The sequence below is a fragment of the Nocardia sp. CNS-044 genome, assembly GCF_059570515.1.
Window position 1 is genome coordinate 138,851 of record NZ_JCANSX010000006.1, and the last position, 22,353, is coordinate 161,203.

24 protein-coding genes are annotated in these 22,353 nt (G+C 70.0%); 13 read left to right on the plus strand and 11 right to left on the minus strand.

Annotated features, from left to right (window positions below):
* Positions 1-3: 3 nt before the first annotated feature.
* The 4 genes from T333_RS09425 to T333_RS09440 form a co-directional block, all read right to left on the minus strand.
* Positions 4-753 (minus strand): gamma-glutamyl-gamma-aminobutyrate hydrolase family protein, encoded by a 750-nt coding sequence (locus T333_RS09425; RefSeq protein WP_496424241.1) that lies wholly within the window; start codon positions 751-753, stop codon positions 4-6.
* Positions 734-2,098, minus strand: coding sequence for a glutamine synthetase family protein (locus T333_RS09430; protein WP_357253276.1), 1,365 nt, complete (start codon positions 2,096-2,098; stop codon positions 734-736). Before T333_RS09430 ends, T333_RS09425 begins: the two co-directional genes overlap by 20 nt.
* Positions 2,099-2,185: 87 nt before the next feature.
* The gene (locus T333_RS09435) at positions 2,186-3,682 is read right to left on the minus strand and encodes a bifunctional phosphatase PAP2/diacylglycerol kinase family protein (protein WP_354999122.1); all 1,497 of its coding nucleotides are present in this window, start codon (positions 3,680-3,682) and stop codon (positions 2,186-2,188) included.
* Positions 3,683-3,706: 24 nt separating this feature from the next.
* Entirely contained in the window at positions 3,707-4,612 is a 906-nt protein-coding gene (locus tag T333_RS09440; RefSeq protein WP_496424756.1) for an NADP-dependent oxidoreductase, read from the minus strand.
* 236 nt (positions 4,613-4,848) lie between these two features.
* Between T333_RS09440 and T333_RS09445 the strand changes: the two genes are divergently transcribed.
* Positions 4,849-7,563: a discoidin domain-containing protein gene (locus T333_RS09445; RefSeq protein WP_496424242.1), complete on the plus strand. Its 2,715-nt coding sequence runs from the start codon at positions 4,849-4,851 to the stop codon at positions 7,561-7,563.
* A gap of 8 nt (positions 7,564-7,571) precedes the next feature.
* Here the strand turns inward: T333_RS09445 and T333_RS09450 are convergent, their stop codons facing one another.
* Complete coding sequence (locus T333_RS09450; RefSeq protein WP_354999120.1) at positions 7,572-8,468, minus strand: bile acid:sodium symporter family protein; 897 nt, start codon at positions 8,466-8,468, stop codon at positions 7,572-7,574.
* A 214-nt stretch (positions 8,469-8,682) separates the two neighbouring features.
* Between T333_RS09450 and T333_RS09455 the strand changes: the two genes are divergently transcribed.
* From T333_RS09455 to T333_RS09495, 9 genes are all read left to right on the plus strand, one after another.
* Positions 8,683-9,852 carry a thiolase family protein gene (locus T333_RS09455; protein ID WP_496424243.1) on the plus strand — a complete coding sequence of 390 codons (1,170 nt, stop codon included), beginning with the start codon at positions 8,683-8,685 and terminating at the stop codon, positions 9,850-9,852.
* A complete protein-coding gene (locus T333_RS09460; RefSeq protein WP_496424244.1) occupies positions 9,849-10,586 on the plus strand; it encodes an SDR family NAD(P)-dependent oxidoreductase in 738 nt (245 codons plus the stop codon). Before T333_RS09455 ends, T333_RS09460 begins: the two co-directional genes overlap by 4 nt.
* A 144-nt stretch (positions 10,587-10,730) precedes the next feature.
* Positions 10,731-11,261, plus strand: a complete 531-nt coding sequence (locus T333_RS09465) for a YbaB/EbfC family nucleoid-associated protein (protein ID WP_357253268.1) — start codon at positions 10,731-10,733, stop codon at positions 11,259-11,261.
* Entirely contained in the window at positions 11,251-11,592 is a 342-nt protein-coding gene (locus T333_RS09470) for a WXG100 family type VII secretion target (RefSeq protein ID WP_354999116.1), read from the plus strand. The genes T333_RS09465 and T333_RS09470 overlap by 11 nt, the downstream gene beginning before the upstream one ends.
* 6 nt (positions 11,593-11,598) lie before the next feature.
* The gene (locus T333_RS09475) at positions 11,599-12,447 is read left to right on the plus strand and encodes a WXG100-like domain-containing protein (RefSeq protein WP_496424245.1); all 849 of its coding nucleotides are present in this window, start codon (positions 11,599-11,601) and stop codon (positions 12,445-12,447) included.
* A gap of 208 nt (positions 12,448-12,655) precedes the next feature.
* Positions 12,656-12,901, plus strand: coding sequence for a microaggregate-binding protein 1 (gene mbp1 / locus T333_RS09480; protein ID WP_354999114.1), 246 nt, complete (start codon positions 12,656-12,658; stop codon positions 12,899-12,901).
* A 139-nt stretch (positions 12,902-13,040) separates the two neighbouring features.
* Positions 13,041-13,571: a DoxX family protein gene (locus tag T333_RS09485; protein WP_496424246.1), complete on the plus strand. Its 531-nt coding sequence runs from the start codon at positions 13,041-13,043 to the stop codon at positions 13,569-13,571.
* A 164-nt stretch (positions 13,572-13,735) separates the two neighbouring features.
* On the plus strand, positions 13,736-14,323 hold the full coding sequence (locus T333_RS09490; RefSeq protein ID WP_354999112.1) for a TetR/AcrR family transcriptional regulator: 588 nt from the start codon (positions 13,736-13,738) through the stop codon (positions 14,321-14,323).
* Positions 14,324-14,353: 30 nt separating this feature from the next.
* Positions 14,354-15,220, plus strand: a complete 867-nt coding sequence (locus T333_RS09495) for an NAD-dependent protein deacetylase (RefSeq protein WP_357253261.1) — start codon at positions 14,354-14,356, stop codon at positions 15,218-15,220.
* 98 nt (positions 15,221-15,318) lie between these two features.
* Here T333_RS09495 and T333_RS09500 read toward each other — a convergent pair whose 3' ends face one another.
* Positions 15,319-15,858, minus strand: a complete 540-nt coding sequence (locus tag T333_RS09500; RefSeq protein WP_354999110.1) for an SRPBCC family protein — start codon at positions 15,856-15,858, stop codon at positions 15,319-15,321.
* Between the two features lie 17 nt (positions 15,859-15,875).
* A complete protein-coding gene (locus T333_RS09505; RefSeq protein ID WP_354999109.1) occupies positions 15,876-16,394 on the minus strand; it encodes a hypothetical protein in 519 nt (172 codons plus the stop codon).
* A 62-nt stretch (positions 16,395-16,456) separates the two neighbouring features.
* On the opposite strand from T333_RS09505, the gene T333_RS09510 reads away from it, so the two are divergent.
* The gene (locus tag T333_RS09510; RefSeq protein ID WP_496424247.1) at positions 16,457-17,044 is read left to right on the plus strand and encodes a TetR/AcrR family transcriptional regulator; all 588 of its coding nucleotides are present in this window, start codon (positions 16,457-16,459) and stop codon (positions 17,042-17,044) included.
* Here T333_RS09510 and T333_RS09515 read toward each other — a convergent pair.
* Both T333_RS09515 and T333_RS09520 read right to left on the minus strand, forming a co-directional pair.
* A complete protein-coding gene (locus T333_RS09515; RefSeq protein ID WP_354999107.1) occupies positions 17,041-17,367 on the minus strand; it encodes a plasmid stabilization protein in 327 nt (108 codons plus the stop codon). The two genes, T333_RS09510 and T333_RS09515, sit on opposite strands and share 4 nt — an antisense overlap.
* 71 nt (positions 17,368-17,438) lie before the next feature.
* On the minus strand, positions 17,439-18,050 hold the full coding sequence (locus tag T333_RS09520) for a flavodoxin family protein (protein WP_496424248.1): 612 nt from the start codon (positions 18,048-18,050) through the stop codon (positions 17,439-17,441).
* Positions 18,051-18,230: 180 nt separating this feature from the next.
* On the opposite strand from T333_RS09520, the gene T333_RS09525 reads away from it, so the two are divergent.
* The gene (locus tag T333_RS09525) at positions 18,231-19,376 is read left to right on the plus strand and encodes an AI-2E family transporter (RefSeq protein ID WP_354999819.1); all 1,146 of its coding nucleotides are present in this window, start codon (positions 18,231-18,233) and stop codon (positions 19,374-19,376) included.
* A 37-nt stretch (positions 19,377-19,413) separates the two neighbouring features.
* A complete protein-coding gene (locus T333_RS09530; protein ID WP_354999105.1) occupies positions 19,414-20,244 on the plus strand; it encodes an SDR family oxidoreductase in 831 nt (276 codons plus the stop codon).
* Positions 20,245-20,322: 78 nt separating this feature from the next.
* On the opposite strand, the gene T333_RS09535 is transcribed toward T333_RS09530, so the two are convergent.
* Both T333_RS09535 and T333_RS09540 read right to left on the minus strand, forming a co-directional pair.
* A complete protein-coding gene (locus T333_RS09535) occupies positions 20,323-21,375 on the minus strand; it encodes an alpha/beta fold hydrolase (RefSeq protein ID WP_357253252.1) in 1,053 nt (350 codons plus the stop codon).
* A 105-nt stretch (positions 21,376-21,480) separates the two neighbouring features.
* Positions 21,481-22,257 (minus strand): ABC transporter permease, encoded by a 777-nt coding sequence (locus T333_RS09540; protein ID WP_496424249.1) that lies wholly within the window; start codon positions 22,255-22,257, stop codon positions 21,481-21,483.
* Positions 22,258-22,353 lie beyond the last annotated feature (96 nt).

Below are 22,353 nucleotides of genomic sequence, written 5' to 3' on the forward strand. Positions count from 1 at the left end.
CTCTCACCCGTCTCGTTCCCGCCGATAGGCCGCGGCCGCGGCCACCAGCGCCCGCATCAGACGATCATCTGCCCGATTGGCCTCGGGATGCCACTGCACGCCGACCAGGAAAGCCTCGCCGGGCAGTTCCGCGGCCTCAATCGACCCGTCGCCCGAGCGCGCGCTCACCACGAGTCCGGGCGCGAGGTGGTCGATCGCCTGGTGATGATGGCAGTGCGCCTCCAGCCGCGGACCGGCCAGCGCGGCCAGCTGGGTGCCCGGTTCGGTCAGCACCTCGTTGACGTCGAACGAGCCGCTCCCGCCCGAGTGCCCCTCGTGTCCGACCACGTCGGGCAGGTGCTGGATCAAGGTGCCGCCGAGCGCCACGTTCACCAGTTGCAGCCCGCGGCACACCGCCAGAATCGGCACCCCTGCCGCGCGAGCCAGCGTGAACAGGCCGAACTCGGATTCGTCGCGGTCCGGCCGCGTGTAGCCGAGGGCGGCGTCGTTCAGGCGCGCGCCGTAGCGGGCCGGGTCGATGTCCGCCCCGCCGGTGAGCACCAGGCCGTCGAGCCGGGCGATCAGTTCGGGTCGCGGGGCTCCGACGGGCGGCAGCAGCACGGGGATGCCGCCCGCCCGGTCGACCATGTCGAGGTAGTCGTGTTGCAGCACCGCGCTTCGGGTCTCCCAGGTGCTGAAACGCGCCTGCTCCACGTAGGTCGGCAGCCCGATGACGGGGCGCGGGGCAGCGGGGTCAGAGTCGTTCGAATCCACGGGTTCGCTCCCAATCGGTGACGGCGGCGTCGAAGGCGTCCAGCTCCACCTGCGCCGCGTTCCGATAGTGTTCCACCACTTCCGCGCCGAACGCGGTGCGGGCCACGGTGCTTTCGCCGAACAGCCGCGCCGCCTCCCGCAGGGTCGTCGGCACTCGAGGACGCTGCGAGCGATAGGCGTTGCCGTGGAACTCCGGCTCCAGCGGCAGCCGCCGCTCGATGCCGTGCAACCCGGCCGCGATCGAAGCCGCGACGGCGAGATAGGGATTCACGTCGCCACCGGGAATGCGGTTCTCCACCCGCAGCGAGGCGCCCGTGCCGACCACTCGTAGCGCGCAGGTGCGATTGTCCCTGCCCCAGGCCAGGGCGGTGGGCGCGAAGCTGCCCGAGACGAAACGCTTGTAGGAGTTGATGTTCGGGGCGAGGAAGTAGGTGAACTCGCGCAGGCAATCGAGCTGGCCCGCCAGGAAGTGCCGCATCAGCGCGGAGGCGCCGCCCTCGCCGTCACCCGCGAACACCGGCTCGCCCGCCTCGTTCCGCAGGCTCAGGTGAATGTGGCACGAGTTGCCCTCGCGCTCGTTGTATTTCGCCATGAAGGTGAGGCTGCGGCCGTCCTGCGCCGCGATCTCCTTGGCGCCCGTCTTGTAGATGCTGTGGTTGTCGCAGGTCACCATGGCTTCGTCGAAGCGGAAGGCGATCTCGTGCTGGCCCGGATTGCATTCGCCCTTGGCCGACTCGACATACATTCCGGCCCCGGCCATCTCGTTGCGGATGCGACGCAGCAGCGGTTCGATCCTGGAGGTGCCGAGCATCGAGTAGTCGACGTTGTACTGGTTGGCGGGGCGCAGGTCGCGATAGCCGCGTTCCCAGGCGGATTCGTAGCTGTCGTCGAAGACCAAGAATTCGAGCTCGGTGCCGACATAGGCGCGCAGCCCGTGTTCGGCGAGCCGGTCCAGCTGCTTGCGCAGCACTTGGCGCGGCGAGGCGGCCACCGGCGCGCCCTCCGGATGCACCTGCTCGACATCGCAGAGCACCAGCGCGGTCCCCGGCAGCCACGGCACCAACCGCAGCGTGCTCAGGTCCGGGCGCAGCACGAAGTCTCCGTAGCCGTTGTCCCAGGACGACATCGCGTACCCGTCCACGGTCGTCATCTCGACGTCGACCGCGAGCAGATAGTTGCATGCCTCGGTCGCGTGGTCGATCACCTCGTCCACGAAATATCGTGCCGCGCAACGTTTCCCCTGCAACCGGCCCTGCATGTCGGTCATCGCGACCAGCACCGTGTCGAGCTCACCGGACTCGACCCGCTCCCGCAACTCCGCCAGCCCCAGCATCCCCGTTCGCATCCCACGGCCCCTCTCGGCGTCGACCGTGCCCACGCTAGATCAAAAACCGACCACGCGTGGCGGGGACACGCAAACGCACGGGTGCGGCTACTCCTCCGGCGGACGGAAGAGGGCCAACGCGGCCGGGCGGCTGGTGAAGACGAAATCCTTTCCGCGCGAATCCACTTCGCCGTCCGTGGCGAGGGAGACCGAGGCCTCGGTGACGCGGACCTCGAGGCGGGGAACTTCTTTGCGGACGTAGGTGGCCGAGTTGCCGAGGGTGCCGGTGAGGGTGGCCCAGATCAGCCGGGTGCGGGAGAAGTGGACGTCGGCGCGCAGGTAGCGGACGTCGAGGGTGCCGCGGTGCAACTCGGGCCGCGACATCGGGATCTGGTCGGCCGGGTGGTAGCGGCCGTTGCCGACGAACAACATCCAGATGGCCATCGGTGCGCCGTCGATCACGGTGTGCAGCGGCTGCGCGCCGAGCAGGACCCGGATCATCGCGATGCCCGCCGCGGGCCATTTGCCCAGCCGCGGCTCCCACCGCTCCCGCAGCCGGACGAAGTCGGGGTAGCCGCCGAGGCTGGCGGTGTTCACGAAGACGCGGGACCCGTCCTCGTCGAACCGCACGTCCGCGGCGTCGACCCGGACGACCGTGCCCTGGTCGAGCGCGGCGAGCGTGTGCTCGGCCTGGTCGACGCCCGCGTCCCTGGCGAAGTGGTTGAGGGTGCCGTCGGCGAAGACGGCCAGCGGCACCCCGCGCCGGACCGCGATCTCGGCCACCGAGGAGACCGTGCCGTCGCCGCCGGAGACGCCGAGCGCGGTCACGTCCGCGCGGTCGAGCCGTTCGCCGAGCTGGGCGTCGAGGTCGCGCTCGGGATCGATCCGCACGATGTGCGCCGCGGGCAGTCCGGCGCGCAGCTGCGCCGAGGCGAGCGCGCCGTTGCCGCTTCCCGCGAGCGGGTTGGTCACCAGCAGCAAGCCGCGCCCGTGGTGCACCGGGTCGACCTGCTCGGCGTGACCGAGCAGCGCGGGTTCGTCGGCGCGCACCGCCCACCACCGATGCGTGACCAGCGCGACCCCCGTGCCGAGCAGCGCGCCCGCGACCACGTCGGAGGGCCAGTGCACGCCGATGTGCACCCGGGAGTAGGCGACGGCCGCGGCGACCGGCGCGATCGCGGCGGCCGCCGCCGGGCTCTCCAGCGCGACACCGGCGGCGAAGGCGGCCGCCGAGGCGGCGTGGCCGGAGGGAAACGACGAGGACACCGGCGGCCGGACCAGCCGACGGACGAACGGCACCGATTCGTCGGGCGGACGGCGGCGCGGGAACAGCGGCTTGGCGATGCCGTTGGCGATACCGCTGGCCAGTCCGAGCGCGAGCAGTCCGCGCGCGCCCGCGCGGCGCAGCGGCCGGTTGCCGAGCAGGACCAGCCCGGCGCCGACCCCGATCCAGAGCCGGTTGTGGTTGGCGCTCATGCTGAGATTGCGCAGCACCCGGTCGGCGGGCGTCGGGCGGACCCGCGCGCTCCGGCCGACCAGCCAGACGTCGAGACTGCTGGCCAATCCTGGCGGTGGCATCGGTGTGCGAATCCGAGGCAGTCGCATCGTTCCAGCCTAGTGACAACCGGGTCACCCGACGATCAATACGACCTTGCCGGGTCGGCGGCCGTGCTCCATCTCCCGCTGCGCCGCGGCGGCCTCGGCCAGCGGAAAGGCGCGCGCAGTGCCGGGCAGGCGGAATTCGCCGCGCGCGAGGCGCTGCGCCACGTCGCCCAGCAGGTCCGTGGATCGCGGGCCGGGCCCGGTGGAGAACTCGATGCCGAGGTCGACGGCCGCGCCGTCGGCGATGGTGACGATGCGATCCGTGCCGCCGCGCAGTTCGATCGCGGCGGGCAGCACACCGTGCCCCGCGGCGTCGAACACCGCGTCGACACCGTCCGGCGCCAGTGCGCGCACCCGCTCGACCAGCCCGTCGCCGTACGGTGTCGGCGTCGCGCCGAGCGCACGCACCAGGTCCTGGTTGGCGGGCGCGGCCGTGCCGATGACGGTGACGCCCTCGGCCCGAGCCAGTTGCACGGCCATCGAGCCGACCGCCCCCGACGCGCCGTTGACCAGCAGGGTCTCGCCCGCCCGCGGTCGCAGCAGAGCCAGCACCTTCGCCGCGGTGCTCACCGCGACCGGAAGTGCGGCGGCATCGGCCCAGGCGAGTTCCTCGGGCTTGGCCGCCACCTCGGCGCTCAGCGCGTACTCGGCGTAGCCGCCGCGCGTCCAAGCGATCACCTCGTCGCCGACGGCGACGCCTGCCGCCTCCGGCCCGACCGCGTCCACCACACCCGCGACCTCGGCGCCCGGGAACTGCGGGAAGCTCGGCTCACCGAAAACCAAGGCGCCCGAACGGATTTTCCAGTCGGCCGGGTTGACTCCGGCGGCACGCACCGCGATTCGCACCTGCGCGCCGGTCGGCTCGGGGATCGGTACGTCGACGACCCGCAGCACCTCCGGTTCGCCGAACTCGTAGAACGCGATGGCGTGCATCCGGCCTGCCTTCCCCGGCCCGATGCGGCCGCGGTCGATGGAGTCCAACAGGCGACAGGATATGCCCGCGCCGGGCGGCGATTCGCGACACGGTGGCGGCGACGGGTGTCGATCGGCGGGAACGGGGAAATCCTCGTGCACAGGCTTCATCTCGAGACCGGACCGAGCGTGGTCCGGCCCGCCCGCGAGTCGTCCGAGTGAATCGAGCGTGCACGCCGCGCACGACGGGAGGTGCGATGTCGTTCTCGGCCCGGCCCTTCCGGCGAATACTGCTCGTGATCGCCTTGGGCGCGGTGCTGGCGTTGGTGACGGCGGTGGCGCTGGTGGTGGTGCGCGAGGAGGCCGAACGGCCGGACTCGGCGTGCCCGGGCGTCGCGGAGACCGCCGGGTGGTCGCCGTCGAACACGGACGTCGACGCCCAGATCGATGGTCATCCCTTCGTCGGCAACGGCTACCTCGGGCTGCGCGTGCCGCCGCGCGGGACGGGCTACCTCGGCACCGACGAACCCACCGGCTGGCCGCTGTACACCCCGGCCTACGACGGCGCGTTCGTCGCCGGTCTGTACGGGCACAGCCCGGGCGTCGCCGACGACCGCGAGGTGGCGGCGGCCATCCCGAACTGGTCGGGCCTGCTGGTCGGCGTCGGCGACGAGACGTACTCCCCCGCCACACCCGCCGCGCGGATCACCGACTTCGAACAGACCCTGCACCTGCGCTGCGGGCTGGTCCGCACCAAGGCGACCTGGACGACCGCGGACGGACGAACCACCGACCTGGTGTACGACGTGTTCGCGGCCCGCTCCGATCAGCACGTCGGCGCGGTGCGCCTCAGCCTGCGTCCGCGCTGGTCCGGCGAGCTGGTGCTGACCGATCTGCTCGACGGCGCTGGCGCCCGCCGTGTCGTGCCGACCGGCGCGGGGCAGCGCGGCGAGGCCACAGTCGGAGTCGGATTCCGCACGGCGGGAACGGAAGTCGCCGGTTCGATCGTCTCCGTCCTGGATGCCGGTTCCGGAGCGACGATCACGCCGTCGCCATCGCACAACGACCTGACGGCGAGCCAGCAGGCCCGGATTTCGGTGCGGGAAGGCGAGTCCTACACCGCCACCAAGTTCGTCGGTGTCGACACCGCACGCACCTCCGCCGATCCGGCCGCCTCCGCGCTGGCGGCCGCACGGCGTGCCGCGAGCGCGGGCTGGGCCGCGCTGCTGGCGGACACCACCGCGGTCTGGACAGGTCTGTGGCGCGGCGAGGTCGAGATTCCCGGCGAACCCGACGTGCGGTCCTGGGCACGCGGCGCGCTGTATTCGCTGTATTCGGCGAGCAATCCCGCTCAGGACAACAGTCTCTCGCCGGTCGGGCTCAGCAGCGACAACTACGCGGGGGCGGTGTTCTGGGACGCCGACATCTGGATGTTCCCCGCCCTCCTACATTTCGCGCCGGACCTGGCGAAAACCGTTGTCGAGTACCGGTACAAGACGCTGCCCGCCGCGAAGGCCAACGCCCAGCGCCTCGGCTTCCCCGGCGCCTTCTATCCCTGGACCAGCGCGACGGACGGCGACCTCGACGAATGCCACAGCTGGGATCCGCCGCACTGCCTGAACCAGATTCATTTGCAGGGCGACATCTCACTGGCAGCTTGGCAGTACTACCTGGCCACCGGCGACGCCGCATATCTGCGCGACCGGGTGTGGCCCATCATGAGCGCGCTCGCCGAATTCTGGGCCGCGCGCGTGACGCCGAACCCGGACGGCAGCTTCTCGCTGCGCGATATCGCGGGCCCCGACGAGTACAGCAACAACGTCGACGACGGCGTCTACACCAACGCGGTCGCGGCGCTCGCGCTGCGCCACGCGGTGCGCGCCGCCGAAATCCTCGGCACGCCGCACCCGGCCGAGTGGACCACCATCGCCGATGGCCTGCGCATGCCGTTCGACGCGGCGAACGGCGTCTTCGCCCAATTCGACGGCTACACCGGCACTCCCATCAAACAGGCCGACACCGTGCTGCTCATCTATCCGCTGGAATGGCCGATGCCGACCGACGTCGCCGCCCGAGTGCTCGAATACTATTCCGCGCAAACCGATCCCGACGGCCCGGCGATGACCGACTCGGTGCACGCCATCGACGCCGCGCACCTCGGCAGGCCCGGCTGCGCGACCAACACCTTCCTGGACCGCGCCGCCCGTCCGTTCGTGCGGGCGCCGTTCGCGCAGTTCGCCGAGGCGCGCGGCGCGAAGGCGGGCGCGCGCGACCCGCTGGCGGGCGCGCCCGCGTTCACGTTCGCCACCGCGGCGGGCGGCTTCCTGCAATCGCTCACCAGCGGCCTGCTCGGGCTGCGGCTGCGCGGCGACGCCGTCGAGGTGGACCCCACACTGCCGCCGCAATTCGAACGAGGCATGACCATTCGCGGGATGCACTGGCAGGGACGCACTTTCGACGCGGAGATCGGCGCGGAACGCACGACGGTGACGGTGACCGGCGGTGCGCCGATGCCCCTGCGGACCCCGACCGGTACGCACACCGTCGTACCTGGCGCGCCCGTGACGATGGACACCCGCCGTCCCGATCTCGCACCCACCGGCAACCTCGCCCGCTGCCGTCCCGCCACGAGCAGTTCCACCGAGCCCGGCCGCTATCCGGACGCCGCGGTCGACGGCAGCACCGCGACCGGATGGGCGCCCGAGGGCGCGCACGGCAGCCTCACCGTCGATCTGGGCACGCCCGCGCGCGTCGAGCGGGTGCTGCCCCGGTGGGGTGAGCCCGCGCCGGTCGCGTCGTCGGTCGCGGTGTCCGAGAACGGGCGGGAGTGGGCCACCGTCGCCGCCGATCCCGCGAGCGGGACGCTCACCGAACCGGTCTCGGCGCGATACGTCCGGCTGGAGGTGACCGGCGCGGATCCGGCCGCGTCGCCGGGGGTCCGGGAATTGGAGGTCTCCGGTTCCCGCGACTGAGCCGCGGCTCAGGCCTCCGTGAGCGCGGCGGGCTCGACGGTCTCCTCCCGGCGGATCCTGCGGCTGATCGCCGAACCCGCCACGTAGGCGATGGGCAGCATGACGATGCCGTAGACGCCCGCGGGCACCGCCATCCGGATGTCGCCGAGCACACTGATGGCGATGGTCATCGCCAACGCGCTGTTGTGGATTCCGACCTCCATCGAGCACGCGATGGCCTGGCTGCGGGTGACGCCGAACGCCTTCGGCACGAAGTAGCCGACACCCAGGCTGGTCACGCACAGCAGCGCGACCACGAGGCCGACGGCGGCCAGATAGCCGAGCACGTTCCCGCGTTCGGCCACCAGCGCCGCGAAGGTGACCACCGCCAGGAACGCCACCGACACGATCCGCACCGGCCGGTCCATGCGGTCGGCGAAACCGGGCCGCAGCCGCCTGGTCACCATGCCCGCCGCGACCGGAATCAGCACCAACGCGAAGACCTGCGCCACCTTGCCGAATTGCAGGCCGATGCCGTCGGCGCCGGGCGGCGCGAAATAGCCGAGCGCGAAGTTGGTCACCAACGGCAGTGTGACCACCGAGAGCACCGAATTCACGGCCGTGAGCGTCACATTCAGCGCCACGTCGCCGCGGAACAGGTGGCTGAGCAGGTTCGCCGTCGCACCGCCCGGCGAGGCCATCAGCAGCATCACCCCGACCGCCGGGGCCGGATCGAGTCCCACCGCGACCACCAGCCCGAACGCTATCGCGGGCAGCACCACGAGCTGACAGGTCAGCGCGACGACCACCGCGCGCGGATACCGCACCACCCTGGTGAAATCGTCCGCCGTCAGCGCGAGCCCGAGCCCGAACATGATGAGCGCCAAGACCATCGGCAACGCGACGGTGACCGGCCAGCTGTCCACGAACACCTCGTCATGTCGATGCGGCCCAACATCCCCGCCGGCCACCGAACCTGTGTAGCACGATGCTACGTGCCGGTCTCGGCGATTCGCGCACCACTTCGACCCTGGTTGGCGGCTCGGCTGCCCCCAATACCGGGGTCACCATTACGGAGCGAGGTGAATCCGTGTTAACTTAAACAAGAATGTGAGTTAACTTAGTCGATCGGAGACAGCTATGAGGTCCGCCGTCGTCGTGGACGTCGTCCGCACCCCCTCGGGCAAGGGCAAGCCGGGCGGAGGTCTGTCGGAGGTGCACCCCGCGACACTGCTCGCGGGCGTGCTCGCCGAGCTCGTCTCGCGCAACGATCTGGATCCGGCGCTGGTCGACGACGTGGTGGGCGGTTGCGTCACCCAGTCCGGCGAGCAGGCGTTCAACATCTCGCGCACCGCCGTGCTCGCCGCGGGCTTCCCGGAGTCGGTGCCCGCCACCACCGTGGACCGCCAGTGCGGCTCCTCGCAGCAGGCCGCGCACTTCGCCGCGCAGGGCGTCATCGCGGGCGCCTACGACGTCGCCATCGCCTGCGGCGTGGAGTCGATGAGCAGGGCGCCGATGTTCTCCAACGCGCAGGGCAAGGACGCCAACCGCGGCCCGATCGCCCATCGCTATCCGGAAGGCCTTGTCCAGCAGGGCATTTCCGCCGAGGTGATCGCGGCGCGGTGGAAGTTCGACCGCGCCGCGCTGGACGAGTTCGCCGCGCGTTCGCACCGGCTGGCCGCCGAGACCGCCGCCGCGGGCGGATTCGACAACGAGCTGATCGCGGCGGGCACGCTGACCGCCGACGAGACCATTCGCGCCAGCACCACCGCCGAGGGCCTGGCCGGATTGCGTCCCGCCTTCGTCGACGAGCAGTACAAGGCGCGCTTCCCCGAGATCGAATGGTCGATCACTCCGGGCAATTCGTCTCCGCTGACCGACGGCGCCTCGGCCGCGTTGATCATGAGCGAGGAGACCGCGACGAAGCTCGGCCTGCGCCCGCGCGCCCGGTTCCACTCCTTCGCCGTGCTCGGTGACGATCCGCTGCTGATGCTCACCGCCGTCGTCCCGGCCACCCGCAAGGTCCTCGACCGCGCGGGGCTCGGCATCGATGACATCGACGCCTACGAGGTGAACGAGGCGTTCGCGCCGGTGCCGCTGGTCTGGCAGCACGAACTCGGCGCCGACGCCGCCAAGCTGAACCCGCGCGGCGGTGCGATCGCCCTCGGCCACCCCCTCGGCGCGTCCGGAACCCGGATCTTGGCCACTCTGGTCAACCACCTCGAGCAGACTCGGGGGCGCTACGGCCTGATGACCATGTGCGAGGCGGGCGGGCTGGCCAACGCGACCATCATCGAGCGCCTCGGATGACGCGCAGCGCGCTGATCACCGGCGGTTCTCGCGGCATCGGCGCCGAGATCGCCCGGCGTCTGGCGGGCGAGGGCTATCACCTGACCCTCGCCGCCAGAAACGCCGACACCCTCACCGAGACCGCGCGACGCCTGCGCGACGAGTCCGGCGTCGAGGTGAATCCCGTTGTGGCGCAGATGAACGACCTCGATCAGGTGCGAAACCTGGTGCGCGAGCACGAGGATCGGTTCGGCGGGCTGAACGCACTCGTGCTCAGCGCGGGCACCGGAACGGCGGGCCGGGTGGCGGACATGCCCGCCAAGACCTACGAGCGGATGCTGGACGTCAACTTCCGTGCGCCGATCACGCTGATCCAGGCGGCGCTGCCGCTGCTGCGCAAAAGCGCCGCCGACGACCCGGCGCGCGGGGCGAAGATCGTCGCGCTCGCCTCGATCACCGGGGTCGCGGGCGAGGCCGGGCTGGCCGCCTACGGCGCGACCAAGGCCGCGCTCATCTCGCTGTGCGAGACCGTCTCGCTCGAGGAATCCGCCAACGGCGTCAGCGCGACAGCAATCTCCCCCGGCTACGTCGACACCGACATGACGGCGTGGAAGCGCGACGAGCTGGACCGCACGGCCATGCTCAGCACCGGCGACATCGCCGAGATGGTCCTGGCCGTCACCCGGCTGTCGCGCAACGCCGTGATCCCCAACATCGTGCTGACCCGCGCGGGCGACGGCATCTGGCGGGCGTGACACCGCACGATCGAGATCCCCGAGGAGAGCGCGCGACTGGAGGTGCGAGTGAATCCTCAGTGGCCGCGGAGAATTCGATGGAACCGATGTCGCGCTTGTAGCGTCCTACCACTGACGCGACAACTTCGGATCTGAGGACTCGGTGTGAATTCCTTCGAGCAGGAGCAACTCCGCGCGCGCACTGACGCGCTGCAGGGCCAGGTCGACAACGTGCTTGCCACCTACGAACAACAGCTGCGGGGTATCGCGAAGGCGCGAGATGTGCTCGCCGCCTCGACTGCCCAGGGCTGGTCCGACGACAACATGGTCCGGGTGACCACGAACGCGGCCGGTATTCCGGTCGACGTGTGGGTCGACCCGGCTGCCTTCAAGCGCTCCGCACCGGAGAAGCTGGCGGCCTCGTTCCTGCAGGCGGCCCAGTTCGCGGCGCGCTCGGCCAAATCCGAGATGGACGCGCTGTTGGCGCCGATCACCGCGGCGGCCGCGGATTTCGCTCCACAGGAACAGGTGTACGAGGACTTGCCCTTCATCGGTAAGCAAGTCGGCGACATTCTGCCCGCCCCGCCCGAACCCGAGGCATCGGCGCACGCTCCGGAACCGGCGCCGCCCGCCGACGACGAAGACGAGGACGAAGGACCGCATTGGAAGGGACTGGGAGCCAAACATGGCTGGTAACAGCAACTTCCATATCGATCCCGACGCTGTCAAGGCGCAGGCGCCGAAGCTCGCCGAGCTGGCGTCCGAGCTCTCCAGCGGGCTGTCATCGCTGAAGTCCGGACTCGACAGCATCGGCCAGGCGTGGGGCGACGACGAATTCGGCGATCGGTTCGCACAGAACTACACCGGCAAGGCAGAAGAGGCGTTGACGGCCATCGATGGCGCCGTGCAGTTGCTTCAGTTCCTCGGCCGGGGCGTCGAGGCGACAGGGACGACGTTCCAGAACCTCGATCAGGACTTCAAGGACGCCCTGACCAAGGTCACCGAATACCTGGATGGCGAGGGCTGAGCGACCGTGGGACTTCAGATACCCGATGCTCTGAAACCGGTTGCCGCCGTTGTCGTCTACAAATGGCCGGAAACCGACGAGACCGGTCTCCGGGCGGCGGCCGATCGATGGGATCAGATCGCCGACCTCCTGGACCAGGTGAACGATCTCGGCGACGACGTCGTCAAGGTCGTGCTGGCGAACACCGAAGGCGACACCCACGACGCTATCGACGCCTTCTGGAAGAACGTCGGCGGCGACGGCGGAACGCTGCAGAGTACCGCCGAATTCTGCAGGGAGCTGGCTTTCGTCCTCAGGGTGATGGCGATGCTGGTCCTCGCGGTGAAGCTGTACATCATCTCGATGCTGGTGTTCCTCGCGATCCAGCTGGCGGCGGCAGCAGCGGCGGCGGCCCCGACGTTGGGAGCGAGCCTGGCCGAGGGCGCCGCGGTCCAGGTCGCGGTCCGCACGGCGATCACGCAGGCGCTGAAGAAACTCATCCAAGAAATCGGCGTACGCACGATCGTCCAGGGCGCTGTGCTGGGGGCGGGCGTCAAAGGGGGAATGGAAGTCGGATTCCAATCGCTGGAGATCAAGCTCGGAGTCCGCGATGGTTACGACGGCTTCTCCATCGCCTCGAAGAGCATCTACGGCGCGATCTCCGGCGCCGTCGCGGCCCCGGTCAGCAAGTTACTGAACGACAAGGGTGTCAGTCTCACCGGTAATTCCGTGAGCGACTGGACGGTGAACTACCTGATCGGCAAGAAGGTCGGCAATACAGTTGCCGACATGACGTGGGGCGAGCAGGAAAGCATCACGGAGCGGGCAACGAACGACGCGATCGACTACACCGGAATCAGATCGTCGAGTCGCTGACGGAACCGTCGAACGATTCGCCGCCCGGCAACGGACAGAACCCGACCTCCCCGAAACCCTCGACCGCCGATCAGGGCTCGAGCCTCGATCTGCCTGTTCAGTAGATCGTGTATGGGCTCGGTGGGTGCTCGACGTCACGCGATTGAGGTCGTCGGGACCGGGTATGCGGCCTGTGTCAGCCGACAACCGATATTCGGAGGTAGACATCGTGTCGAAGCACGAAAGCGGTCCCCGCGAGGGTGTCAAGGGCGTCGTCGAGGACGTCAAGGGCAAGGCCAAGGAGGCCGCGGGCATCGTCACCGGCAACGAGAACCTGGAGAAGGAAGGCCGTGTCCAGCAGGACAAGGCCGAATCCCAGCGTGAGGCCGCACAGAAGGAAGCCGCCGCCGAGAAGGCACGGGCGGAAGCCAACGTCGACGAGGCGCGCCAGCAGGCGTACCAGCGCGGCGACTGATCGCTGACGCATCACTGGTGGGCGGGTCGCTCGACCCGCCCACCAGTGCGTTCTGGGCGAGATTCGGCACATCGGACAGTGCCCGGGCGTACCGTGGCCGAAAAGGTCAGGCAGCTTGTGGACGAGAGAGGACCTCGCCATGACGACCACGACAGCACCGGCCACAACCGCACCCACGAGCACACTCGGCATCGATCTGGGCCTGCTCGTCCTGCGCCTCGCGCTCGGCCTGACGATGGCCGCGCACGGCGCGCAGAAGCTCTTCGGCTGGTTCGGCGGCAACGGCCTGGACCGCACCGCCCAGTTCTTCACCTCGGAGGGTTATCCGGGGGGCAAGGCGGCCGCGCTCGTCGCGGGCGCCTCCGAGGCTTTCGGCGGCTTGGCCCTGGCCATCGGCCTGCTCACACCACTGGCCGCGGCGGCCATCCTCGGCGTCATGGTCAACGCCATCGCCTTCAAATGGGATGCCGGATTCTTCGGCAACAAGGGCGGCATCGAGTACGAAGTGCTGATCGCCTGTGCGGCCGCCGCCATCGCACTGACCGGTCCCGGCCGGTTCGCCGTCGACAGCGCACTACCGGCCCTGCGGAACTATCGCGTCGCGTACGGCTTCGCCGCGATAGCCCTCGGCCTGATCTCGGCGGGCATCGTGCTGCTGGCACGCAACTGATCCGGCACCCACCGCAACGAAAACGCCCGGCGCACAAGGCCGCACGCACCGTACGACGCCCTTCGCTGTAATACAGCTGTACCGGAACCGGTGCGGCGACCATGTCGATCACCCGTGACCGTAGAATCGCCGCCACTGAAGCAGGCACGACGAGGCGAGGGCACATGGTTGATCCGCGGGCGACCAACGAGGATCTGACCGCGAAGGCGCGGATCAGGAACGCGGCCATGGACCTGTACGCCCAGTACGGCGCGGAGCGGGTGTCGTTGCGCGCGGTGGCGGCCGAGGCGGGCGTCACGCTCGGACTCGTTCAGCACCACTTCAAGACGAAGGCGGGCTTGGAGGCGGCGGTCGACCAGCTGATCGTCGACTATTTCGCGCACACGGTGGCGGCGGTGCCGGTAGCGGGCGACGCCGCACAGGTCGCCGCTGCCCGGGACGAAGCGGTGCATCGGATGCTCGCGGCCAACCCCGCGGTGGTGAACTACCTGCGGCGCGCGGTACTCGAACCTTCCGGGACCCGGATCGAGCTGCTCGAGTCGCTGATCGAGCTGACTCGCCGCGAAGTGATCGGGCTGCGTGAGGCCGGTGTCGCCTCCATCGACCGCCGCGAGTCGACGCAGGTCGTCTCGGTGCTGGTCAAGCAGCTCGGCGAGCTGCTGCTCGCGCCGCTGGTCGAGGCGGTGTGGGAGCGGGTCGCCACGCCGGACCAGACCGAGCGGCCCCGGTTGAGCATCACCGTGCACACCTGAGAACTCATCCCCATCACCTACGATGCGACCATGTCGCGCAGCACGTCGACCGACACGGAGCTGGAGCGGTTGGCCGAGGTGCTGGCCGATCGCCGGGTCGCGGTGCTGACGGGCGCCGGCGTCTCCACCGACAGCGGCATCCCGGACTATCGCGGCCCCGATTCGCCGCCCCGCAATCCCATGACCTACCAGCAGTTCGTCGGCGATGCCGCCTTCCGCCAACGCTATTGGGCGCGCAATCACGTCGGCTGGCGACGGATGGACGCCGCCCGGCCCAACGCGGGGCACCGGGCGCTCGCCCTCCTGGAACGTCTCGGCGTCGTCACCGGGTTGATCACCCAGAACGTCGACCTGCTGCACACCAAGGCGGGTCACCGCACAGTGATCGACCTGCACGGCACCTATGCCCGCGTGCGCTGCCTCGGATGTTCCGCGCTGATCTCCCGAATGACGCTCGCCGATCGGCTGGAGGCGGCCAATCCGGGCTTCGCCGCGGCCGCCACCGCCACCGGCATCGAGGTCGCGCCGGACGCCGATGCCGTGGTCACCGACACCGAGAGTTTCCGCATGGTCGACTGCGCCCAATGCGGCGGCATGCTCAAGCCGGACATCGTCTACTTCGGCGAGAACGTGCCGAAGGATCGGGTCGCCGCCGCCTTCGACCTCGTCGACGAGGCCGACGCACTGCTTGTCGCGGGCTCCTCGCTCACCGTCATGTCCGGCCTGCGCTTCGTCCGCCGCGCCGCGAAGAACGGCTCTCCGGTGGTGATCGTCAACCGCGGCCGAACCCGCGGCGACGAAATCGCCGCCCTCGCCCTCGACACCGGCTGCTCCGAAGCCCTCCAATCCCTCGCCCGGCACTGCGCGAGCACGGCGCGAACGGCCACCTTCGGATAGAAGTTGTTGTGGCGCTGCCGGTTCGGCGACGTATCCGGCGCGCCTCTCTGGCGAATCACTCCGCGTACCGGGTGCCGCACTCGACGGTCGCCGGGATGCTAACCCGCAGTGGAAAGTTTTGTCGCCGAGGACGTTTCGGCCTTCGGTCCCATGACACGCTCGGCGAGCCAACGCAAGACGCGGACGGGCAGGGTCCACCGGGCCGGGTGGCGGACCGAGCCGGTGAGAGCACGTTCGGCGCGGTCGAAGCAGTCCTCGAGACAGGCGTCGTGCATCCAGCGGTAGGCCAGCGGCCAGGTGAGGCGGGCGGGCCCGCGGGCGTGCATGGCGAGCAGGTGGATCAGATCGGCGCCGCCGTCGGCGGTGGGCTGAACGGTGCATTCGTGAAACCCGTCGAAGCCGCGGGGACCGGTGAATCGGAAGCGCACCCAGCGCCCGGGTTCGTAGTGCTCCACCGTGTAGCGGACCGGACCGTGCCCGCCGACGGCGCCGACGCCGAGCGGACGATCGAAGAGCATCGGCGGCCAGGCCGGGACGGGCCAGAGGCGGTCGTCCTCGCTCGCCAGCGAGTCGAGCAGCGCCCCGACCTCCGCGGCAGGGGCCGGCAAGCGCCGCACGTGAATATTGATGACGGCCATGGTTTCTCGCTCCTTCTTCAGCCGTGTACGGAGAGGCGGCGGTGGCGCCGCCAGTAATCGGCGGTGACGGCCGACAGCAGGACCGGCCACAGCGCGGCGGGCGCGTAGCAGGCGGCCATCAGCCGGGCCCAGCCGGAGTCCGGGCGATCCGCGAAACCGCTGACCCGGTCCCAGTTCCACGCGCTCATCGCGACGATGAGCAGAACCGCCGCCGCGCCCGCCGTCGCTGTGACCGCGGGCAGCGCGGGCGGCACCCGACGACCGGCGACGGACGGGAACCAGCGCGGGAACCGCTCACCCCATGGCGACACCAACGCGAAAGTCAGTGCGGCACAGACCAACGACGCCACGCTCAAACCGATGACGTACACGGTTCCGCCGCCGGGAATGTCTTGGAAAGCCAATTGCTCGTCGCTCCACCCGAGATCGACACCGACCCCGACGAGCACCCGCCACACCGCCGAGGGCGCGACGGCCGCGATGGTTCCCCACGCCGCCCATCGCGCCCACGCGGGCGGCTCGATTCCGGCGTCCATCCGATCCACCTCCATTTTAGAGAGCTACCTCTAAAACAGAATTAGAGCATATCCTCCAATACATGGGAAGACCCCCGAAGCACGACGCCGATCGGCTGCTGGACGCCGCAGCGGAACTCCTCGCCGCGGGCGGGCCCGCCGCCGTCACCATGTCGGCGGTGGCCAAGGCGGTCGGCGCGCCGAGCGGATCGGTCTACCACCGGTTTCCGGATCGGCCCGCGCTGCTCGCCGCGCTGTGGACACGGACGCTGAGCCGGTTCCGCGACGAACTGCTCACCGTATTGACCCTCGATCCGCCCGAGGAGGCGATCCGCCGCGGCGCACGCGCGACCCTCGTCTGGGCACGGCGAAGCCCCCGCGAGGCGGCCGTGCTGCTCGCGGGGGCGCGGGAATTGGGCGAACGGGAGTGGAGCGAAGCGGCGCGCGCGGACACCGCGCGGGCCAATACCGCGATACAGAACGCGCTGACCGCACTGATCGCGCGCACCGGCGACGAAGGAGCCCGAGCGACCGACCGTGTGCTGCTCGCGGTGGTCGATCTGCCCTACGCCCTGGTCAGGCGGTATCTACGCGCGGGACAGGAGATTCCGGCCCACGCCGCCGATCTCGCCGAGCAGGCCGCGACGGCACTGCTCGGCGCACCGGATTAACGGCCGAGAGCGCTCTCCAGTTGCTTCTTGGTCATCTTGGAGCGGCCCTTGATGTTGCGCTTCTTGGCCTCGTTGTACAGCTGGTCCCTGGTCGGGCCCTTCGGACCGCTGCGTCCCGAACGCTGGCCACCGCGCTGCTGCGGCGACTTGTCCTTGACCGAGGACCGGCTCGCGGTCTTGCTCTGGCCGGACTGCGCGCGGTTCTTGTTGACGGTGCGGGCCGCGATCTGCTTGGCGCGCTTGGTGCTCGCGCCGCGGTCCTGCGCCGAATCCTTGATGTGTTCGTACTGCCGTTCCTGTTTGTCGGTCCATTCCTTCGGCATGTCACACACCTCCTCATCGATCGGGTACCCGGGATACGCCGGAGAAACCGGCTCTGGCCGAGAGAAAAGCGTTACTGGTAAGCGGGATACCGCTGGTCGGCGAGCAGCCGGGCGAGGTGCGCGGCGTTGCGGGCCATGGCGGCGGTGGCGCTCGCGACCGGTTCGGGCACCTCGTCGAGGTCTGCGTAATCGGTGGTCTCCATCGCGCGGCCGTTCCAGTAGGTGCAGCCCTGCGCCGGGATGGTGAAGCCGATGTCGTTGAGCGCCTGGAACATATCGGCCACGATCTTGTGCGCGCCGTCCTCGTTGCCGACGACCGCGGCCAGCCCGACCTTGCCTACCATCGCGGGCCGCCCCTGCTCATCGGTGTTGGACAGCTCGGCGTCGAGCCGCTCCAGCATCCGCTGCGCCACCGAGGACATGTGCCCGAGCCAGGTCGGGGTGGCGACGAGCAGGATGTCGGCGGCCATGATCTGTTCGCGCACTCGCGGCCACTGATCGCCCGCGCCTTCGTCGTCGGTGACGCCGGGATGGATGTCGTAGTCGACGAGCCGAAGCACCTCGCCCTTCACGTCGTGCTCGGCCAGCCGCGCCAGCGCCTGCCTGGCGATGAGCTCACTGCTGGATTCGCTCGGTGCCTTCTTCAATGTGCACACCAGCGCCAGCGCGGTCGGTGCTGTCATGATCGAGCCTCCTCGGTTCGCGTTCGGTCAGCTCCTCCTTCGTGGCACTACCCGGAGATCCGCGCGGCAATCCGGTGCGCCGCCAGCGCGACCCGCCGCGCGGGCGCCCTCGTGCGAGACTGGGCCGGTGAGGCGTCAGCGAGTGGAGGGCAAGTCGTGACCGAGCCGAGCAAGCCCAGGGTGGAGACCAACACCGGCGAGAACAAGGCGCTCGAACCGCCCGAGCGCGGAGATGTGATCGGCACCGGGCTGTTCTGGCTGGCGAAATGGGCGCTGTGCGTCGTCGCGATCGCCGCGGGCGCGTGGGTGCTCGGCTGGATCATCGCGCGCCTGTGGGTGGTGATCCTGCCGATGGCGCTGGCCGTCGTCGTCGCGACCGTGCTGTGGCCGCCCACGCGCTGGCTCACCAAACACGGTCTGCGGCCTGCGCTCGCCGCGTCGCTGTCGATACTCGGCTTCCTCGGTCTGCTCGCGGGGGTCATCGCGCTGATCGTGCCCTCGGTGGTGGATCAGGCGCCGGAATTGGCCGACAAGGCGACCGAGGGCGTCAACCGGGTCCGTGACTGGTTGCAGGGCCCACCGCTGAACATCCGCGACGAGCAGCTCGATTCCGCGGTGGACGCCATCGTCTCGCGGTTGCAGTCCAGCGCCGAGCAGATCGCGACCGGCGTCTTCAGCGGCGTCACCACCGCCACCTCGGCGCTGGTCACTCTGTTTCTGGTGCTGGTCCTCGCGTTCTTCTTCGTCAAGGACGGGCCGCGCTTCATGCCCTGGCTGCACAGCGTGACCGGGACCCGCGGCGGCAGGCACTTCGAGGAGGTGCTCGGCCGGATCTGGGTCACCCTCGGTGGTTTCATCCGCACCCAGGCGCTGGTCAGCCTGATCGACGCGGTGTTGATCGGCGCGGGCCTGGTGATCCTGGGCGTCCCGCTGGCCGCGGTGCTCGCCGTGCTCACCTTCCTCGGCGGCTTCATCCCGATCGTCGGAGCGTTCGTCGCGGGCGCGCTCGCGGTCCTCGTCGCGTTGGTCGCCAACGGCGTGACGACCGCGTTGATCGTGCTCGGCATCATCCTGGCCGTGCAGCAGCTGGAAGGCAATGTGCTGCAACCGGTGTTGCAGAGCCGCAGCATGCAGCTGCACGCGGTGGTGGTGCTGCTCGCGGTGACCGCGGGCGGCTCGCTGTACGGCATCGTCGGCGCGTTCCTCGCCGTGCCGGTCGCCGCCATCGTCGCCGTGGTGCTGCGTTACGTGGGCGAGCAGATCGACGCGGCGACAGCACCGCCGCCGGAACCGGACGACGCGGCGGAGGTCGAACCCGCGCGGTGACCCCCGCTGCGCATAACGCTGTGGCAGTGTGGGTTTCATGAAGACGATCCTGATCACGGGGGCGACGTCGGGTATCGGTCTGGAAGCCGCGCGGCAACTGGGCGAAGCAGGCGATCACCTGATACTCGTCGGACGCAATCCCGAGAAGCTCGACCGTGCCGCACGACTCGTCCGGGAGGCGGGCGCGGGACAGGTGGACACGCTGGTGTGCGATTTCGCGAGCCAGTCCGCGGTGCGCGAGCTCGCCGGAAAGGTGCTCGCGAACTACGACCGCCTCGACGTGCTCGCCAACAACGCGGGCGCCTACTATCCGCAGCGCGTCGTCACCGGCGACGAGGTCGAGGCCACCTTCGCGGTCAACCATCTCGGCGGCTACCTGCTCACCGAGTTGCTGCTCGACCTGCTGCGGCGCAGCGCACCATCGCGTGTCCTGTTCACCTCGTCGGTCATGCACTACGGCGCCGACCTGGACTTGGGCGACCTGAACCTGTCGCGCGGTTACTCCGGCGAAAAGGCCTACAGCCAGTCCAAGCTGGCCAACATCCTCTACGTGCGCGCGCTGGCGCGGCGGCTGGAAGGCACCGGGGTGACCGTCAACGCCTTCCATCCCGGGGCGGTGGCGACCGGGATCTGGGACGCGATGCCGTGGTGGGGCCGGCCGTTCGCGGCGATCGCCAAGCGGGTCTTCATGATTCCGGCCGCCGAGGGCGGTCGCAGGCTCGCCTATCTCGCCGCCGCGCCGGAGCCCGCCGAGCACAGCGGACGCTATTTCCAGAACAACGCGCTCAAGACCCCGTCGCGCCGAGCCCAGGACGACGCGCTCGCCGAGGAACTCGACAAGGTGAGCGCCCGGCTGGTCGGGTTGTGAGGCGTACCTCTCGAATCCCGGATTCGCTCCGGCCGCACGGGGGCTCGGACGAAAATGGTCCGGCCAGGCGGATGGACTTCAGCGATCCGCGAGCACGGCGCTACCCAAGAATTCGTCGATGACCGCCCAGCTGGCCGCCTCCGGCCCGGCGACGAGCCCGAGGTGGCTGGCGCGCGGCACTTCGACATAGCGAGCCTCGGCCGCGCCGGTGAGCACCCGCACGCCCGGCGCGACCGTGGCGGCGGGCGCGATGTTGTCCGAGGGGCTGCCGACGAGCAGCACCCGGCAGCTCACCTTCGCCATCTCGATCACCCGGTCCGCGCCGAGCGGGACACTGCCCTTCGCCATGTGGTTGCCGACGATCATCAGCCGGTGGTTCTGCCGGTAGAGGCGGCCGGGATAGCCCGGCATCCGTCCGATGAACCGGTCGATCGCCTCCATCCGCGCCAGCGCCTCGATGCGACCCAAATTGCGGGCGATGAACCAGGGGCGCATGATCTCGCGCGGCAACGCCATGCCGCGGAACCCGAGCTGCACGGCGAACGCCGGAATACCGCCGAACAACGCGGTGGACCAGGCGACTTCGCGGCCGCCGGTGACGCGGGCGAGCAGCCGGGACGGCGCGAGCATCGGATGGCGCCGGTAATCGATCGGGGTGCCGAGCGCGGTGACCGAGGCGATCGGCAGGTCCGCGTGCTCGGCGGCGGTGAGCAGGGCCAGGGTGCCGCCGAGCGACCAGGCGACGACGTCGACCTCGGCCCCACCGTGCTCCGCGCTGACCGTGGCGATCGCGGTCGGGACGATGTCGTCGATCCACTCCTCGAAGCCGAGATTCCGGTCGGCGTAGGTGATCCGGCCGTAGTCGACGATGTAGGGGGTGCGCCCGGTGTCGAGCAGGAACTTGGCCAGGCTCTGCCCCGGGCGCAGATCGAAGCAGGAACTGTGCACCGCGAGCGGCGGCACCAACAGGACCGGATTCCCGGAACCGTGCGCGCCCTCGTAGCGGCGCAGCTGCCGGTGCGGCTCGTCGTAGAGCACCGTCGAAGGAGTCGGGGCAGGGGGTTCGACGCCACCGCCGAAGGTGAGCGCCCAGCCGTTGTCGAGCGCATGCGCCAGCTCGGTGAAGATCACGCTTTTCCTCAGTGCACGGACGGATTCGAGTCGGTCGCCGGATCGTTCCCAGCAGCACCGAGTGTAGATAACTGTTACTCGAAGTTACAATTTCGGTGGCGGATTTCACCGGCCGCTTGCGGACACGGCGATGCGCTTGCCCGGCTCTCGCATGACGCGGCAGCGGGCGACGAGCTCGACGGTGACCGCGACGGCGCACGTCTGGGCGAGCAACAGACCCGAGAGAACCAGGATCTGGACCGCGCCCGCCTGGATGGCCGAGCCGCTGGCGATCAGCACGCCGACGAAGGCGCCCGGCAGGGTGACCAATCCGACCGTGCGGGTCTGGTCGACGCCGGGCAGCAGCGCGTCGGCGGCGGTCGGGCGGATCACCTCCAGCCGGGCGTCACGTTCGGTGAAGCCCAGGCTCAGCGCGGCTTCTACCTCGCCGCGCCGCTGCTCGACCGCGTCGAGGGCGCGGCGTGCCGCCAGCGACGTCGCAGTCATGGCGCCGCCGAGGACGATCCCGCCGACCGGCACCACCGCGACGCCCGTCATCGGGACCACACCGCTGAGCAGCATGGGCGGGAGAACCGCTCCGACGCCCGCGCCCAGCGCCAGCGCCAGCCACGGCGCGGACTTCCCCGCACCCGAGCGCCGCGCCGAGGTCACCACCGCGGCGACGAACATGACGGCGAGCACCAGGATCGCCGACCACAGGTGCGCCAGCGCCGCTGCCAGCACGAGCGCCACGATCGCCAATTGCACGGCACCGCGAAGGGCCGCGCGGGGCGCGACGAACGGCGAACCGAGTCGCGCCACCCGATACACCGTGGCCGCGCCGATCGCCAGCGCGAGGCACAACGCCGCCAGGCCGAGATCGGGCCGTATCGCCGCGTTCATCCGCGCTCCGCGATGGGACTCACCGTCCAACGATCACACACGACCAGGCCGCCGCCCAACCGCCGAACGGGCCGCCCGCGGCCCCTGCCACCGGCC